The 15,600-nt window shown below is 64.4% G+C and carries 14 protein-coding genes; 13 read left to right on the forward strand and 1 reads right to left on the reverse strand.

What is annotated here, in order from left to right; all coding sequences use genetic code 11:
• Positions 1–133 precede the first annotated feature (133 nt).
• Positions 134–1,024, forward strand: coding sequence for an RNA ligase family protein (locus tag EJ071_RS20005; RefSeq protein ID WP_245459926.1), 891 nt, complete (start codon positions 134–136; stop codon positions 1,022–1,024).
• Here the strand turns inward: EJ071_RS20005 and EJ071_RS20010 are convergent.
• A complete protein-coding gene (locus EJ071_RS20010; RefSeq protein WP_126099416.1) occupies positions 1,011–1,313 on the reverse strand; it encodes a hypothetical protein in 303 nt (100 codons plus the stop codon). The genes EJ071_RS20005 and EJ071_RS20010 overlap by 14 nt on opposite strands.
• 469 nt (positions 1,314–1,782) lie before the next feature.
• Between EJ071_RS20010 and mraZ the strand changes: the two genes are divergently transcribed.
• The 12 genes from mraZ to murB are packed head-to-tail and all read left to right on the forward strand — an operon-like array spanning position 1,783 to position 15,482.
• Positions 1,783–2,241: a division/cell wall cluster transcriptional repressor MraZ gene (mraZ, locus tag EJ071_RS20015; RefSeq protein ID WP_126099417.1), complete on the forward strand. Its 459-nt coding sequence runs from the start codon at positions 1,783–1,785 to the stop codon at positions 2,239–2,241.
• Positions 2,238–3,254, forward strand: coding sequence for a 16S rRNA (cytosine(1402)-N(4))-methyltransferase RsmH (gene rsmH, locus EJ071_RS20020; protein ID WP_126099418.1), 1,017 nt, complete (start codon positions 2,238–2,240; stop codon positions 3,252–3,254). Before mraZ ends, rsmH begins: the two co-directional genes overlap by 4 nt.
• A gap of 4 nt (positions 3,255–3,258) precedes the next feature.
• The gene (locus EJ071_RS20025; protein WP_126099419.1) at positions 3,259–3,654 is read left to right on the forward strand and encodes a hypothetical protein; all 396 of its coding nucleotides are present in this window, start codon (positions 3,259–3,261) and stop codon (positions 3,652–3,654) included.
• Positions 3,651–5,378: a penicillin-binding protein 2 gene (locus EJ071_RS20030; protein WP_126099420.1), complete on the forward strand. Its 1,728-nt coding sequence runs from the start codon at positions 3,651–3,653 to the stop codon at positions 5,376–5,378. The genes EJ071_RS20025 and EJ071_RS20030 overlap by 4 nt, the downstream gene beginning before the upstream one ends.
• A gap of 54 nt (positions 5,379–5,432) precedes the next feature.
• Complete coding sequence (locus EJ071_RS20035; RefSeq protein WP_126099421.1) at positions 5,433–6,887, forward strand: UDP-N-acetylmuramoyl-L-alanyl-D-glutamate--2,6-diaminopimelate ligase; 1,455 nt, start codon at positions 5,433–5,435, stop codon at positions 6,885–6,887.
• Positions 6,884–8,317 (forward strand): UDP-N-acetylmuramoylalanyl-D-glutamyl-2,6-diaminopimelate--D-alanyl-D-alanine ligase, encoded by a 1,434-nt coding sequence (locus EJ071_RS20040; RefSeq protein WP_126099422.1) that lies wholly within the window; start codon positions 6,884–6,886, stop codon positions 8,315–8,317. Before EJ071_RS20035 ends, EJ071_RS20040 begins: the two co-directional genes overlap by 4 nt.
• Before the next feature lie 26 nt (positions 8,318–8,343).
• Entirely contained in the window at positions 8,344–9,426 is a 1,083-nt protein-coding gene (gene mraY, locus EJ071_RS20045) for a phospho-N-acetylmuramoyl-pentapeptide-transferase (RefSeq protein ID WP_126099423.1), read from the forward strand.
• An 8-nt stretch (positions 9,427–9,434) separates the two neighbouring features.
• Positions 9,435–10,835, forward strand: coding sequence for a UDP-N-acetylmuramoyl-L-alanine--D-glutamate ligase (murD, locus tag EJ071_RS20050; RefSeq protein ID WP_126099424.1), 1,401 nt, complete (start codon positions 9,435–9,437; stop codon positions 10,833–10,835).
• Positions 10,835–11,986 carry a putative lipid II flippase FtsW gene (ftsW, locus tag EJ071_RS20055; protein ID WP_126099425.1) on the forward strand — a complete coding sequence of 384 codons (1,152 nt, stop codon included), beginning with the start codon at positions 10,835–10,837 and terminating at the stop codon, positions 11,984–11,986. Before murD ends, ftsW begins: the two co-directional genes overlap by 1 nt.
• A gap of 6 nt (positions 11,987–11,992) precedes the next feature.
• Positions 11,993–13,117, forward strand: a complete 1,125-nt coding sequence (gene murG, locus EJ071_RS20060) for an undecaprenyldiphospho-muramoylpentapeptide beta-N-acetylglucosaminyltransferase (RefSeq protein WP_126099426.1) — start codon at positions 11,993–11,995, stop codon at positions 13,115–13,117.
• On the forward strand, positions 13,114–14,520 hold the full coding sequence (murC, locus tag EJ071_RS20065; protein WP_126099427.1) for a UDP-N-acetylmuramate--L-alanine ligase: 1,407 nt from the start codon (positions 13,114–13,116) through the stop codon (positions 14,518–14,520). Before murG ends, murC begins: the two co-directional genes overlap by 4 nt.
• The gene (gene murB / locus EJ071_RS20070; protein ID WP_126099428.1) at positions 14,517–15,482 is read left to right on the forward strand and encodes a UDP-N-acetylmuramate dehydrogenase; all 966 of its coding nucleotides are present in this window, start codon (positions 14,517–14,519) and stop codon (positions 15,480–15,482) included. The genes murC and murB overlap by 4 nt, the downstream gene beginning before the upstream one ends.
• The last annotated feature ends 118 nt before the right edge of the window (positions 15,483–15,600 follow it).

Raw genomic sequence — 15,600 nt, forward strand, 5'->3', positions numbered from 1 at the left:
CAACTCCCCAAGCCGCCGTTATCCCCGTATTTTTAGGATAGACTGATGGAATAGCGCCTGCAAGCGGTGCGTGCGGCGATGGTGAATGCGTAACCATTCACTGCTAAAATGTCTCAGAGTTGAGGCGTTTTTGATGCGTAGTCGAGTAAATCGCGATCGGTTGAAGTTCATCAAGCCGATGGAGCCTGCCCAGGTGGAGGAGCCGCCGGTCAGCGATGACTGGATCCACGAGATCAAGTACGATGGCTTCCGCACGCAGCTCATTCTCGACTGGGCCGGCGCTCGAGCACTCACCAAGACCGGGCACGACTGGTCGAAGCGCTACTGGCCGATCGTCGCCGCGGGGGAAAAGCTTCCGGCGAAGGCCTTCGTCATCGATGGAGAGATGATCGCGCCGGACGCCGACGGCCGGCCGGACTTCCATGCGATGGCATCGCGCATGAAGTGGCAGGCCGAAGCGCTGGCCTTCGTCGCCTTCGATATCATGCATCTCGACGGCGAGGACTTGCGCGCGCGGCCGGCGATCGAGCGCAAGGAAATCCTCTGGAATTTGGTCAAGCCCGCCGACGGCATCATCCAATATAGCCAGCACGTCGCCGGCGGCGGCGCCGAGTTCTTCGCGGCGGTCGAGCGCATGGGACTCGAGGGGATGGTTTCAAAGCGGTCCGGCAGTCCGTACAAAAGCGGGTCGACGGAGGCTTGGGTGAAAACGAAATGCTGGGAGACCGGCGATTTCGAGCTCATCGGCATCAAGCGCGTTCCGGGGAAACCGGCCGTCGGCATTGTCGCCAGAAATGGCTGCTATGCTGGCTCGCCGACGATCACGCTGCCCAAGCAGCTGCGCGATCGCCTCCAGCAACTGGTGAGACAGGCACGGGCAGAGGAACCACCTGGCGTACCGCGGGCGATTGCCGGACCGTCCATCGAGTGGATCAAGCCGGGCGCCATCAAGGCCGATGTCCGATATCTGCGAAATGAGCCAAAGCTCCGGCATGGCACGATCCGCGGCTTCAAGGCAGATTGAGCTCGGCGCTCTCAGTTCCCATATCGGTCAGATGCCATTCCAACTCCCAGAAATCACCTATCCGTTGTCGATCGATAGCATCGGCAAGCTGCTCACCTTGGGCCACGAAGTCACAATCCATTGCCACGAATACGGCTGCGGTCACAGCACCAGGATCAACCTGGTGCAGCTGGCGCGCAAGCTGGGGATGGATCACTCGATCCTCGAGCAGGATCTCAAGCCGCATTTCTTCTGCTCGCGCTGCCGTGATGCCGGCCGGGCATCGACCAACTTCGGTTTCGTTCATCATTCCATGACGCTCCCACATTCGGAATGGCCGATCGAGCGAGAGGAAGAGCGCCAGCGGGTGATCCGCGCAAGGCGATAATTTCGCTCTCGAAAAGTGCCTGCGGCACAGCGACTTCGAAAAATCAGCGGTAACGGGCCTCAATGATTTCAACGGTCTAACGATAACGCTTCGTTAGGCTTAATAGACGATAAAGACGGGACGTGGCGTCAGCCTGCTCTTTCTGGTTGTGGCGCGCGCGTTTGTGATGCCTGCTCCCGTTGACGCCCATAGTACCCCATGATATCCCATTCGCATCATCAAGCCTTCGTTCCGCGTCAGGGTGAAGCGTACGCCAATCGGGCAGTCGCGGCGGCTGCGCGTTTGCCGGTTTTTGCCTTGGTGAATGAAGCGATTTGTCGCGAGGCGATGCGCGGCGGCGCGGAGAAAAACATGAGAAGGGGTGCGGCGGCGACAGCGGCTGTAACGCGTAGTGGACCGATTTCTGTCAAACGCGGTGAACAGGATCGATGCGAAGGGGCGGGTGTCCGTTCCAGCGCATTTCCGCGCGGTCGTGCAGAAACGTGGCTATGGCGAGCTCTATGCGCTACGTTGCCTGGACCTTCCGGCGATGGACGTCGGCGGGCTCGATCTGCTCGACCGTTACGAGCAGCGGATCGCGCTCGAGGATCCCTTCCTGCAGACAGCGGACGACATGTCGTTCTTCTGTCATGGCGACGGGACGTTCCTGAAACTCGACCAGGACGGTCGCATCACGATGACCGATTTCATCCGCGAGCATACGGGCATTTCCACGGAGGTGGCCTTTGTCGGACGCGGCAATTTCTTTCAAATTTGGGAACCGGGCCGGCTTGCCGCCTATGGGGCACAGGCGCGGGCCAGGCTCTTGCAGCTTCGGCAGGGGACGAAGCCTGGGGAGCGGCCGGAATGATGGCTGGCCACGGCGATGATCCTCACGCCGTTGGCGGACTGGTCCGTCACATTCCGGTCCTCCTTGCCGAGGTGCTGGAGGCGCTTGCGCCAAGGGCCGGCGAGACAATCGTCGACGGGACGTTCGGCGCCGGCGGCTACACCGGCGCCATCCTCGAGCGAGGCGCATCGGTCGTGGCCATCGACCGCGATCCGGATGCGATCGCCGCGGGCCGGGCTCTGGAGCAGCAGGCCGGCGGCAGGCTGAAGCTCGTACAGGCGCCGTTCTCGACGCTGGACGAACAGGTCGAGAGCGCCGACGGCGTCGTGCTCGACATCGGCGTCTCTTCCATGCAGCTCGACCAGGCCGAGCGCGGCTTTTCCTTTCGCGCCGACGGGCCGCTCGACATGCGCATGGCGCAGGCGGGCCTGAGCGCCGCCGACGTCGTCAACACCTTCAAGGCGGGCGACCTTGCCCGCATTTTCGGCTTCCTCGGCGAAGAGCGGCATGCCGGCCGCATCGCCCGCATGATCGAGGCGCGGCGCGAGAAACGGCCCTTCGAGCGGACGCTCGATCTGGCCGACGCCATCGCCACCCATATTGGCCGCGCGCCGAAGGACAAGATCCATCCGGCCACGCGTGTCTTCCAGGCGCTGCGGATCTTCGTCAATGACGAGCTCGGCGAACTGGCGAGCGCGCTGTTCGCCGCCGAGCGTGTGCTCAAGCCTGGCGGGCGGCTGGCGGTCGTGACCTTCCATTCGCTGGAGGATCGCATCGTCAAGCGCTTCATCGCCGATCGCGCAGATGCGGCCAGCGGCTCCCGCCACATGCCGGATGCGCCGGCGCGGCTGGCGACCTTCCGCAAGTCCGGCGGCGGGGTGACGCCGGGCGAGGCCGAGATCGCGGCCAACCCGCGGGCGCGCTCGGCCAGGCTGCGCGCGGCAATCCGCACCGACGTGCCGGCGCGCAGTGGCGACTTTTCGATTTTCGGCCTTCCAAAGCTTCCCGCCGTCGAGCGGCCGGGGGAGAGGTAATCACGTGTTTCGTACCAGCGACATAGTCCTGATCGCCGTCATGGTCTCGGCGGCGGCGTTGACCTACAAGACCAAGCGCGAAGCCGAGGACCAGCTGGCGGCGGTGCAGAAGCTGCAGGCGCAGATCCGCTACGAGGAAGACACGATCGACCTTCTGAAGGCCGACTGGAGCCTGCTCACCCAGCCGGCGCGGCTGCAGAAGCTTGCCGAAATCTACAAGTCGCAGCTCGGGCTCGAGCCGCTCAACGCCCGCCAGATCGGCGGTCTCGACGACGTGCCGATGAAACCGGTCAACATCGAGGACCTGTCGTCGCAGCGGCTTGGCGGGATGGCCGACAATTCCGGCAAAGAGCCTTCGGACGACAAGGATCCGGTGGTCACCGGGAGCACCGTGCAATGATCGGCAGGCTTCCAAGGATCGGTGAGCTGCTGAGGCGTCGCAAGAAGGTGGCCCCGGACGGCTCGATCGTCGTCGACGCCGCCCGCAAGGCGACCGGCGGCAAGGCCAAGACCCGCATCATCATGACGATGGCGGTGTTCTTCACCATCTATTCGACGATTGCCGGCCGGCTCGTCTATCTTGGCCTGCAGAACCCCGACATGTCGGGCGGTCCGCAAAGCCGCGTCACCGCCTCGCGGCCAGATATTGTCGATCGCAACGGCGAGGTGCTGGCGACCGACATCAAGACGGCATCGCTGTTTGCCGAGCCGCGCCGTATCGTCGACGCCGACGAGGCGATCGAGAGATTGTCGACCGTGCTTCCCGAGATCGATTACGAGCAGACCTATCGCAAGCTCAAGAGCGGCGCCGGCTTTGTCTGGCTGCAGCGTCAGCTGACGCCGAAGCAGCAGGCCGACATCCTGGCACTGGGCATCCCCGGCCTCGGCTTCCGCACCGAAAAGCGCCGCTTTTATCCGAGCGGCGAGACGTCCTCCTATATTGTCGGGCTGACCAACATCGACAACCAAGGCATCTCCGGCATGGAGAAATACATCGACGACCAGGGGCTGACCGACCTGCAGGCGTCGGGGCTGGCGGTGGCCAGGGACCTGAAGCCGGTGAAGCTGTCGATCGACCTTCGCGTCCAGCATGTCGTGCGCGACGAGGTCGCCGCCGCCCTGGAGCGCTATCGCGCCATTGGCGCTGGCGCCGTTGTGCTCAACGTCAAAACGGGCGAGGTGGTGGCCATGGCCTCGGTGCCGGATTTCGATCCGAACAATCCTTACAATGCACAGGAAAAGGACCGGCTGAACCGTATGTCCGCGGGCCTCTATGAGATGGGTTCGACCTTCAAGAGCTTCACCTCGGCCATGGCGCTCGATTCCGGCAAAGCGACGATGGCGAGCCGCTTCGACGCTTCGCATCCAATCCGGGTCGGCCATCAGGCCATTCACGATTTCCACGGCAAGAACCGTGTGCTGTCGTTGCCGGAGGTGTTCCTCTATTCGTCCAACATCGGGTCGGCCAGGGAGGCCGAGCTGGTCGGCATCGAGGGGCACCGGGAATTCCTGCATCGCCTTGGAATTTTGGACAAGATGCAGACCGAACTGCCGGAAGTCGCCCGCCCGACTGAACCGAAGGTCTGGAAACAGGTCAATTCGTTTACCATCGCCTTCGGCCATGGTGTGTCGACGACGCCGCTGCAAGCTGCTGTCGGCTGCGCGGCCCTGATGAATGGCGGCTATCTGATCGAACCGACCTTCCTGCCACGTACCGTGGAGCAGGCAATGACGGTGGCTAAGAAAGTGGTCAGCGAAAAGACGGTCGAAGGCATGCGCTACCTTTATACGCTCAACGCCGAGAAGGGCTCTGCCAGAAACGCTAGAGTTCCCGGTTATCGCGTTGGTGGCAAGACCGGAACAGCCGAGAAGGTCATCAATGGCCGATACTCGAAAGACTTGAATTTCAATACCTTTGTGGCCGCCTTCCCGATGGACGATCCGCAATATCTCGTGTTCACGATTGCCGACGCCCCGCATCCGGAAAAGCCTGGCATGACAGACGTCGCGGCCGCTAATGCGGGGGTTATAGCCGGCAATATCATCAGGCGTTCGGCGGCCATGCTTGGCGTGAAGCCAGATTTCAGCCATGAAAATGGTGCAACGCTGGTTTCCTATCAGTGATTCTTGGGGCGCGCCGGCAACTGCGCGCTATTTTGTTGCGGTGAACGGGACTCAATGCATCTGAAAGATCTAGCCGGTGTCCTGCCTATCGAGGGAACAGTTTCCCCCGATCTGGAGGTTACCGGTCTCTCATCCGATTCCCGCCAGGTAAGGGCGGGCGTCGTCTTCTTTGCGCTGGCCGGCAGCAAGGCCGACGGCTCGGCCTACGCAGCCGACGCTGCGGCAAAAGGCGCCGCTGCGATCGTTGCCGCCAAGGGGAATGCCATTTCCGGACTGTCGATCCCGGTTCTTGCCGTCGATGATCCGCGTCTGGCATTGGCGCTGAGCGCGGCGCGCTTCTTCGGCAAGCAGCCTGAAACAATGGTCGCCGTCACCGGTACCAGCGGCAAGACGTCGGTCGCCGCCTTCACACGCCAGATCTGGGAGCAGGCGGGCCTTGCCGCCGCTTCGATCGGCACGACGGGTGTCGTGGCGCCCGGCCGCAATGAGTATGGCTCGCTGACAACGCCGGATCCGGTGGCGTTGCACAAGCTGCTGAAAGAGCTGGCCGATGCCGGCGTCACCCACGCCTCGATGGAGGCCTCCAGCCACGGCCTCGACCAGCGCCGCCTCGACGGTGTCAGGCTGGCGGCCGCCGGCTTCACCAATCTCGGCCGCGACCATATGGACTACCACCCGACGGTCGAGGACTATCACCGCGCCAAGCTGCGCCTGTTCGACACGCTGCTGCCGAAGGGCGCGCCGGCTGTGATTTTCGCCGACGATCCCTGGTCCGAGCCGACGGTCCATGCCGCGAGGGCAACGGGTCTCGACGTGCTGACGGTCGGCCGCCACGGCGAATTCCTCACGCTGAAGCGCGTCGAGCATGAGCGGCGGCGCCAGCGTGCCGAGGTCGAGGCCGACGGCGTGCTTTACGAGATCGACCTGCCGCTCGCCGGCGATTTCCAGATCGCCAATGCGCTGGTTTCGGCCGGCCTCGCCATCTCGACTGGAACATCGGCCGGCAAAGCCTTGGCGGCATTGGAAAAATTGAAAGGCGCGCCGGGCCGGCTCGACCTCGTCGGCACGACGGCGGCCGGCGCTCCGGTCTATGTCGACTATGCGCACAAGCCCGACGCGCTGGAGAACGTGCTCTCTTCGGTTCGTCCGTTCACCACGGGCCGCGTCGTCGTGGTGTTCGGCTGCGGCGGTGACCGCGATCGCGGCAAGCGGCCGATCATGGGCGAGATCGCCACCCGGCTCGCCGATGTCGTCATCGTCACCGACGACAATCCGCGCACGGAAATTCCGGAAACCATCCGCGCGGCCATCCTTGCCGCGGCGCCCGGCGCCATCGAGATCGGCGACCGCCGCAAGGCGATCCATGAGGCGGTCGCCATGCTTCATGCCGGCGACACGCTGATCGTTGCCGGCAAGGGGCATGAGGAAGGCCAGACCATCGGCACCGAAACCTTCCACTTCTCCGACCATGAGGAAGTGCGCGAGGCGCTCCAGGAGCGCGCCGCATGAACCTGCTCTGGACATCGGAGGCGCTTGTCGAGGCCATGGGCGGCAGGCCGATCGGCTCGCTGCCGGAAGGCATCACCGGCATTTCCATCGACAGCCGCAGCCTCGAGCCCGGCAATGCCTTCTTCGCCATCAAGGGCGAGACGATGGACGGCCACGATTTCGCGACCGCGGCGGTGAAAGCAGGCGCCGCCGTGCTGGTCGTCGCCGAGGGCAAGCTGCCGTCGCTCGGCCGGCTGACGGCGCCGATGATCGTCGTGCAGGACGTGCTTGCGGCATTGGAAAAGCTCGGCGTCGCCGCGCGTGTCCGCTCACGGGCGAAGATCATCGCGGTGACCGGCTCCGCGGGCAAGACGACGACCAAGGAAGCGCTGCGCCATGTGCTATCGGCGGTCGGCAAGGTGCACGCTTCCGCGCAGTCGTTCAACAATCATTGGGGTGTGCCGCTGACGCTCGCGCGCATGCCGCAAGACTGCGACTACGCGGTCTTCGAGATCGGCATGAACCATCCGGGCGAGATCAGGCCGCTGGTCAAGATGGTGAGGCCGCATGTCGCGATCGTCACGCTGATTGCCGCCGCCCATCTCGGCTTCTTCAAGAGCCTCGACGAGATCGCCATGGCCAAGGCCGAGATTTTCGAGGCGATCGAGCCCGGCGGCGCCGCGCTGCTCAACCGCGACGATTCGCGCTGGAAGCTGCTCGGGAAAATGGCGAAAGAGGCTGGTGTCGAGCATGTCTTCGGCTTCGGCGAAAACGCCCGCTCGGCCTTCCGCCTTGCCGGCTGCGAGCTCTATGCCGACCATTCCGACATCGCTGTCAAGATCGGCAAAAAGGACGTGACGGCCCGTGTCGGGGCGCCCGGCCGACACGTCGTGCAGAACGTGCTGGCCGTGCTGGGGGCCGCGCAACTGGTCGGCGCCGACCTCGACAAGGTGGCGGCGGCGCTTGGTGACCTTTCGGCCGAGCGCGGCCGCGGCAGGCGTCACATATTGCATCATCCGAACGGCCCGATCACGCTGATCGACGAAAGTTACAACGCCAATCCGGCTTCGATGGCGGCGGCCATGGCGCTGCTCAACGCCACGCCCGTCTCGGGTGGGGGCAGGCGCATCGCCGTGCTCGGCGACATGCTGGAGCTCGGCAGCCATTCGGCGAAACTCCATGCGGCGCTTGCCGAACTCATCGTCGGCACCGGGACGCGCAACGTCTTTCTCGGCGGTCCGGAGATGCGGGCGCTGGCCGATGTTCTGCCATCCGATGTCGAAACCGAATACCGGTCAGGCGCTGAAGAGCTGAAGCCGGTCGTGATGTCGGCAATCAGGCCTGGCGACGTGGTCATGGTCAAGTCGTCGAAAGGCATTGGATTTTCAAAGCTGGTCGAGGCATTGCTCGGCAAATTTCCGGCGGAAGCCACAACCATCGAACCGACCTGAGGTCGGGCTCCGGGGGACGGAAACGCATGCTCACTTTACTCGTTGATTTCGCGGACAAGATCTCGGCCTTCAATGTCTTCCGCTACATCACCTTCCGCACGGGCGGCGCGCTGATCACGTCGGCGCTGATCGTCTTCATCTTCGGACCGACCATCATCAACTCGCTGCGGCTTCGCCAAGGCAAGGGCCAGCCGATCCGCGCCGACGGACCGCAGACGCATTTCAAGAAGGCGGGCACGCCGACCATGGGCGGGCTGATGATCCTGTCCGGGATCATCGGCTCCTCGATCCTATGGGCGAACCTTTCCAGCATCTATGTCTGGGTGGTGCTCCTGGTCACCGTCGGCTTCGGGTCGATCGGCTTCTACGACGACTATCTCAAGGTCACCAAGCAGTCGCATCTGGGCTTTTCCGGCAAGGCGCGGCTGGCGATCGAATTCGTCGTCGCCGGCATCGCCGCCTGGGTGATCATGCACAACGGCCAGGCGCCGTTCTCGTCTTCGCTGACCTTTCCCTTCGCCAAGGAATTCCTCATCAATCTCGGCTGGTTCTTCGTGCCGTTCTCCTGCTTCGTCATCGTCGGCGCCGGCAATGCGGTGAACCTGACCGACGGTCTCGACGGGCTGGCGATTGTGCCGATCATGATCGCGGCCGCGTCCTTCGGCGTCATCGCCTATCTCTCCGGCAACGCGGTCTTCGCCGAATATCTGCAGATCCATTTCGTCCCCGGCACCGGTGAGCTCGCGGTCGTGCTCGGCGCGGTCATCGGCGCCGGCCTCGGCTTCCTGTGGTTCAACGCGCCGCCGGCCGCGATCTTCATGGGCGACACCGGCTCGCTGGCGATGGGCGGCCTGATCGGCACCATCGCCGTCGCCACCAAGCACGAGATCGTGCTGGTCATCGTCGGCGGCCTGTTCGTGGTCGAGATACTGTCGGTCATCATCCAGGTCGGCTACTTCAAGATGACCGGCAAGCGCGTGTTCCTGATGGCGCCGATCCATCACCATTTCGAAAAGCTCGGCTGGACCGAGAGCCAGGTGGTGATCCGCTTCTGGATCATCGCCGTCATCCTGGCGCTGGTCGGCCTCTCCACCCTCAAGCTTAGATAGGACACCGCTTGGTTCCCGCCGCTTCCTTCGCTGGCAAACGCGTTTCGCTCTTCGGGCTCGGCGGTTCGGGGATCGCGACCGCGCATGCGCTGATCGCGGGCGGCGCCGAGATCCTCGCCTGGGACGACAATCCGGACAGCGTCGCCAAGGCGGCCGCCGCCGGGATCGCGACCGGCGACCTGCGCGCCGCCGACTGGCCGCGCTTCGCGGCCTTCGTCCTGTCGCCCGGCGTGCCGCTCACGCACCCGAAGCCGCATTGGGCGGTGGAGCTGGCGCGCGGAGCCGGCGTCGAGGTGATCGGCGACGTCGAGCTGTTCTGCCGCGAGCGCATTCAGCGCGCGCCGACGGCACCCTTCATCGCGATCACTGGCACCAACGGCAAATCGACGACGACGGCGCTGACGGCGCACATACTGAAATCGGCCGGACGTGATACCCAAATGGGCGGCAATATCGGTCGCGCCGTCATGACGCTCGATCCGCCCGAGCCCAAGCGGCACTATGTGGTGGAATGCTCCTCCTACCAGGTCGATCTTGCGCCCTCGATCAACCCGACCGCCGGCATCCTGCTCAACCTGACGCCGGACCATCTCGACCGTCACGGCACGATGGCGCATTACGCCTCGATCAAGGAAAGGCTGGTCGCCGGCAGCGACACCGCGATCATCGGCATCGACGATTCCTGGTGCGCCCAGATCGCCGACCGGCTGGAGCGGGCCGGCAAGCAAGTCATCCGCATTTCCAAGCGCCTGCCGCTGACCGACGGCTATTTCGCCGACGGCACCAACCTGATGGAAGCGGTGAATGGCCGTTACAGCCGTGTCGCCTTCCTCGAAGGTATTGGCTCGCTGCGCGGCCAGCACAATGCGCAGAACGCGCTTGCCGCTGTCGCCGCCTGCCTCAGGATCGGCCTCGAGCTTGGCGAGATCCAGGCCGGGCTTGAGAGCTTCCCGGGGCTGGCGCACCGCATGGAGCAGGTCGGCCGCAAGGGCCATGTGCTGTTCGTCAATGATTCCAAGGCGACCAACGCCGACGCGGCGGCACCCGCGCTGTCGAGCTTCAACCGCATCTACTGGATCGCCGGCGGCCTGCCCAAGGAACGCGGCATCGAGCCGCTGCGCGGCTTCTTCCCTCGCATCGCCAAGGCCTATCTGATCGGCGAGGCGGCGCCCGCTTTCTCCGCCACGCTCGGCGAGGCCGTGCCTTACGAGATTTCCGGAACGCTGGCAGCCGCGGTCGAGCATGCCGCCCATGACGCCGCGAGCGACACCGGCGGCGAGGCGGTGGTGTTGCTTTCGCCGGCCTGCGCCAGTTTCGACCAGTTCAAGAATTTCGAGGTTCGCGGCGAAGCCTTCAGGCAAGCTGCGACTGCTATTGATGGAGTGAGACCCATCGGAGGGCCACGTTGATGCAAAGCCGTCTCGACAAAAGTCCAGTCGCAACCTGGTGGTGGACGATCGATCGCTGGTTCCTCGCGGCATTCCTGTCGCTTATGGGGCTGGGCATCATTCTGTCCTTCGCGGCAAGCCCAGCGGTCGCCGAGAGGATCGGCCTCAGCAGCTTCCATTTCGCCACGCGGCAAATCATCTTCACTATCCCGGCGCTTATCGTGATGCTGGCGGTTTCTTTCCTGGAGGCCCGGCAAATAAGGCGGATGTCGCTGGTGATGCTCTGCATCATGCTGGTGCTGATGGTGGTGGTGCTCTACGTCGGCGTCGAAGTGAAGGGCGCGCGGCGCTGGGTGTCGCTCGCCGGCCTCTCCATCCAGCCGTCCGAGTTCCTCAAGCCTGCCTTCGTCATCATCTGCGCCTGGCTTTTTGCCGAGCATAAGCGACAGCCCGACATTCCCGGCAATCTCTTCGCCATGCTGCTGCTCGCGTTGGTGATCTCGCTCCTGGTGGCGCAGCCCGATCTTGGCCAGACGATGTTGGTGCTGGGCACCTGGGGCGTGATGTTCTTCATGGCCGGCCTGCCCTGGTTCTGGATCGTCGCGCTGGGAGCTGCCGGCATTGGCGGCGTGTTCGCGGCCTATACGGTGTTTCCGCACGTCGCCGCCCGCATCGACAAGTTCCTCACCGGCGAAGGCGACACCTTCCAGGTCGACATGGGCCGCGAGGCCCTGATCAACGGTGGCTGGTTCGGCGTCGGCCCGGGCGAGGGGACGGTGAAGCGGGTCATCCCGGACAGCCACGCCGACTTTGTGTTCTCGGTCGCAGGCGAGGAGTTCGGGCTGATCATGTGCTTCTTCATCATGTCGATCTTCGCCTTCATCGTGCTACGCGGATTGAGCATCGCGCTGAAGGAGCACGACGATTTCACGCGTTATTCCGTCGGCGGGCTCGTCACCATTTTCGGCTTGCAGTCTGCCATCAACATGTGTGTGAACCTGCAGCTGATGCCTGCCAAGGGCATGACGCTGCCCTTCATCTCCTATGGCGGCTCCTCGCAGATCGCTATCGCCATCTCGATGGGCATGATGCTGGCGTTGACGCGCAGGCACCCCGAAAAGCGCAAGCAGATAGGCTATGCCTTCTCGCAGCGCACCCTTCCGGCGGAATGAGGCGGGATGTCGAGAGGTGTCATCCTGCTTGCGGCCGGCGGAACGGGTGGACATCTGTTCCCGGCAGAGGCGCTCGCACATGAGCTGATCGAGCGCGGCTGGGAGGTGCATCTTGCCACCGACCGCCGCGCCGAGCGCTACTCCGGCCACTTTCCCGCTGCCGACATTCACTCGATCCCTTCGGCCACGCTTGGCTCGAAGAATCCGATCGCTATGCTTTCGGCCTTCTGGACGATCTGGCAAGGCGTGCGGCAGGCCGGTCGGGTAATAGCCAGAATCAAGCCCGATGCCGTCGTCGGCTTCGGCGGCTACCCGACGCTGCCGCCGCTCTACGCGGCAACCCGACGCAAGGTGCCGACGCTGATCCATGAGCAGAACGCCGTGATGGGCCGCGCCAACAAGGCGCTCGCCAGCCGCGTCGATGCCATTGCCGGCGGCTTCCTGGCGGAGAGTGAAAGCGCTGCCGACGCCAAGACCGTGACGACCGGCAATCCCGTCAGGCCGCAGGTGCTGGAAGCGGCGAAAATCTCTTACACAGCACCCACAGACGGTGAGCCGTTCCGCCTCCTGGTGTTCGGCGGCAGCCAGGGCGCGCAGTTCTTCTCCGATGCCGTGCCGGCGGCGATCGCGCTTCTGCCCGAAGCGCAACGCAAACGACTGGCGATCACGCAGCAGGCGCGCGCGGAAGACGTGGCGCGGGTCAAGGCCGCCTACGCCAATCTTGGCGTCGACGCGCAGGTCTCGCCCTTCTTCACCGACATGGCGGCGCGCATGGCGTCGGCGCATCTGGTGATGTCGCGCTCCGGCGCCTCGACCGTATCGGAGATTGCCGTCATCGGCCGCCCCGCGCTGCTGGTGCCTTATCCGCATGCGCTCGACCATGACCAGGCGGCCAACGCCGCGGCACTTGCCGCCGCCGGCGGGGCCGAGGTGCATCCACAATCCACGCTTTCGCCCAAGGGCATCGCTGCGCTCCTTGACGGGCTGTTTGGCAACCCCGACAGGCTGACGGCGATGGCCACGGCCGCCCGCTCGGCCGGAAAACCCAACGCGGCACGGTTGCTCGCCGATCTGACAGAGGCTATTGCGTCCGGCAAAACGGTTTCGGACTACAGGAGGACGCGCGCATGAAGATGCCGCAGACGATCGGCCTCGTGCATTTCATCGGCATCGGCGGCATCGGCATGAGCGGCATTGCCGAAGTGCTGCACAATCTCGGCTACAAAGTGCAGGGTTCGGACCAGGCGGACGGCGCCAATGTGCAGCGGCTGCGCGATAATGGCATCGAGTGCTTCGTCGGCCACAAGGCCGAGAATATCGGCGACGCAGAAGTCGTGGTGGTGTCGACGGCGATCAAGAAATCCAACCCCGAACTCAAGGCCGCGCGGGAGAAACTACTGCCGATCGTGCGGCGCGCCGAAATGCTCGCCGAGCTGATGCGCTTCCGCCAGGCGGTCGCCATCGGCGGCACGCATGGCAAGACGACGACCACTTCGATGGTGGCGACTTTGCTCGAAGCCGGCGGGCTGGACCCGACCGTCATCAATGGCGGCATCATCAACGCCTATGGCACCAATGCCCGCATGGGCGACGGCGAGTGGATGGTGGTCGAAGCGGACGAGAGCGACGGCACCTTCCTCAAGCTGCCGGCCGATATCGCGGTCGTCACCAATATCGATCCCGAGCATCTTGACCACTATGGCAGCTTCGACAAGGTGCGCGAAGCCTTCCGTCAGTTCGTCGAGAACGTGCCGTTCTACGGCTTCGGCGTGATGTGCACCGACCATCCCGAGGTGCAGGCGCTCGTCGGCCGCATCGAGGACCGGCGCGTCATCACCTATGGCGAAAACGCGCAGGCCGACGTGCGCTTCGCCAATCATCGCATGGACGGGGCAGTATCGGAGTTCGACGTGGTGATCCGCGACCGCAAGGGGCGCGGCTCGACGACGATTAAGGACCTGCGGCTGCCGATGCCGGGACGGCACAACGTCTCCAACGCGACGGCGGCGATCGCGGTCGCGCATGAGCTCGGCCTGTCGGACGAAGCGATCAAGAAGGGCCTTTCGTCCTTCGCCGGCGTCAAGCGGCGCTTCACCCACACCGGCTCCTGGAATGGGGTCGAGGTGTTCGACGACTACGGCCACCATCCGGTTGAGATCGCGGCGGTGCTAAAGGCCGCGCGCGGGGCAACCAAGGGCCGCGTCATCGCCGTAGCCCAGCCGCACCGCTTCACCCGGCTGCACGATCTGTTCGAAGAGTTCTCCGTCTGCTTCAATGATGCCGACACGGTGATGGTGGCGCCGGTCTATCCGGCCGGCGAGGAGCCGATCGAAGGCGTTTCATCGGACGCGCTGGTGTCGCGCATCCGCGCCGGCGGTCACCGCGACGCGCGCTATATCGAAGGTCCGGCGGCGGTCGCTACGGCCATCCGCGACCTTGCCAAGCCCGGTGACTTCGTCATCTTCCTTGGCGCCGGCAACATCACGCAGTGGGCCTATGCCCTACCCAAGGAACTTGGGGGAACACCCTCATGATGCGCGGCCAAGCCCTGATCGACAAACTCGGTGACAAGCTAGCCGGCCTGCGCGGTCGCATCACGCCCAATGCCGAGATGGACAAGATCACCTGGTTCCGCGCCGGCGGCCTGGCTGAGGCGCTGTTCCAGCCGGCCGACGAGGAGGACCTTGCGGCCTTCCTGCGCGGCGTGCCGGAGGAAATCCCGATCACCGTGGTCGGCGTCGGCTCGAACCTTCTGGTACGCGACGGCGGCATTTCCGGTTTCGTGGTGAGGCTTTCGGCCAAGGGCTTTGGCGAAGCCGAAGCCACCGGGCCGACCACAATCAAGGCGGGCGCGGCGACGCCGGACAAGCGTGTCGCAGCGGTCGCGTATGAGGCCGGCATCGGCGGGCTCCATTTCTACCATGGGATTCCGGGCGCCGTCGGCGGGGCGCTGCGGATGAATGCGGGCGCCAATGGCGTCGAGACGCGCGAGCGCGTCGTCGAGGTGCGGGCGCTCGACCGCACGGGCAATGTCCATACGCTCAGCAATGCCGATATGGGCTATGCCTATCGTCATTCGTCGGCGCCGGGCGGACTGATCTTCACTTCGGCCACCTTCGAAGGCGTTCCGGAAGACAAGGCGGCGATCAAGGCGGCGATGGACGCCGTGCAGAACCATCGCGAGACGGTGCAGCCGATCCGCGAGAAGACCGGCGGCTCGACCTTCAAGAATTCCGAAGGCACCTCGGCCTGGAAGGAGATCGACAAGGCCGGCTGCCGCGGGCTGATGATCGGCGGCGCGCAGATGTCGCCGATGCATTGCAACTTCATGATCAACACCGGCACCGCGACCGGCTACGACCTCGAATATCTCGGCGAGACGGTGCGGGCGCGGGTGCTCGAGAATTCGGGCATCCGGCTGCATTGGGAGATCAGGCGGCTGGGCAACTTCCGGCCGGGTCATGAGGTGCAGGAGTTTCTGGGGCAGCTTCTTTAGCCCGCTGCGGTGTTCAAGTAGTGCTTGAACTTGCATGGTCGGCGAAGCCGTCAAGCGTTGCTGCAAAGACTCAACAACACGCTTTTCTGACCTGTTTTCGCGGAAAGTGAATCTCTCG

This window comes from Mesorhizobium sp. M1B.F.Ca.ET.045.04.1.1, assembly GCF_003952465.1.
Lineage (GTDB): Bacteria > Pseudomonadota > Alphaproteobacteria > Rhizobiales > Rhizobiaceae > Mesorhizobium > Mesorhizobium shonense.

Coding starts and splice junctions, on each gene's coding strand:
- EJ071_RS20005 (WP_245459926.1), top strand. CDS start 134: ATGCGTAGTCGAGTAAATCGCGATCGGTTGAAGTTCATCAAGCCGATG.
- EJ071_RS20010 (WP_126099416.1), bottom strand. CDS start 1,313: ATGATGAACGAAACCGAAGTTGGTCGATGCCCGGCCGGCATCACGGCA.
- rsmH (WP_126099418.1), top strand. CDS start 2,238: ATGATGGCTGGCCACGGCGATGATCCTCACGCCGTTGGCGGACTGGTC.
- EJ071_RS20030 (WP_126099420.1), top strand. CDS start 3,651: ATGATCGGCAGGCTTCCAAGGATCGGTGAGCTGCTGAGGCGTCGCAAG.
- EJ071_RS20035 (WP_126099421.1), top strand. CDS start 5,433: ATGCATCTGAAAGATCTAGCCGGTGTCCTGCCTATCGAGGGAACAGTT.
- EJ071_RS20040 (WP_126099422.1), top strand. CDS start 6,884: ATGAACCTGCTCTGGACATCGGAGGCGCTTGTCGAGGCCATGGGCGGC.
- mraY (WP_126099423.1), top strand. CDS start 8,344: ATGCTCACTTTACTCGTTGATTTCGCGGACAAGATCTCGGCCTTCAAT.
- ftsW (WP_126099425.1), top strand. CDS start 10,835: ATGCAAAGCCGTCTCGACAAAAGTCCAGTCGCAACCTGGTGGTGGACG.
- murG (WP_126099426.1), top strand. CDS start 11,993: ATGTCGAGAGGTGTCATCCTGCTTGCGGCCGGCGGAACGGGTGGACAT.
- murC (WP_126099427.1), top strand. CDS start 13,114: ATGAAGATGCCGCAGACGATCGGCCTCGTGCATTTCATCGGCATCGGC.
- murB (WP_126099428.1), top strand. CDS start 14,517: ATGATGCGCGGCCAAGCCCTGATCGACAAACTCGGTGACAAGCTAGCC.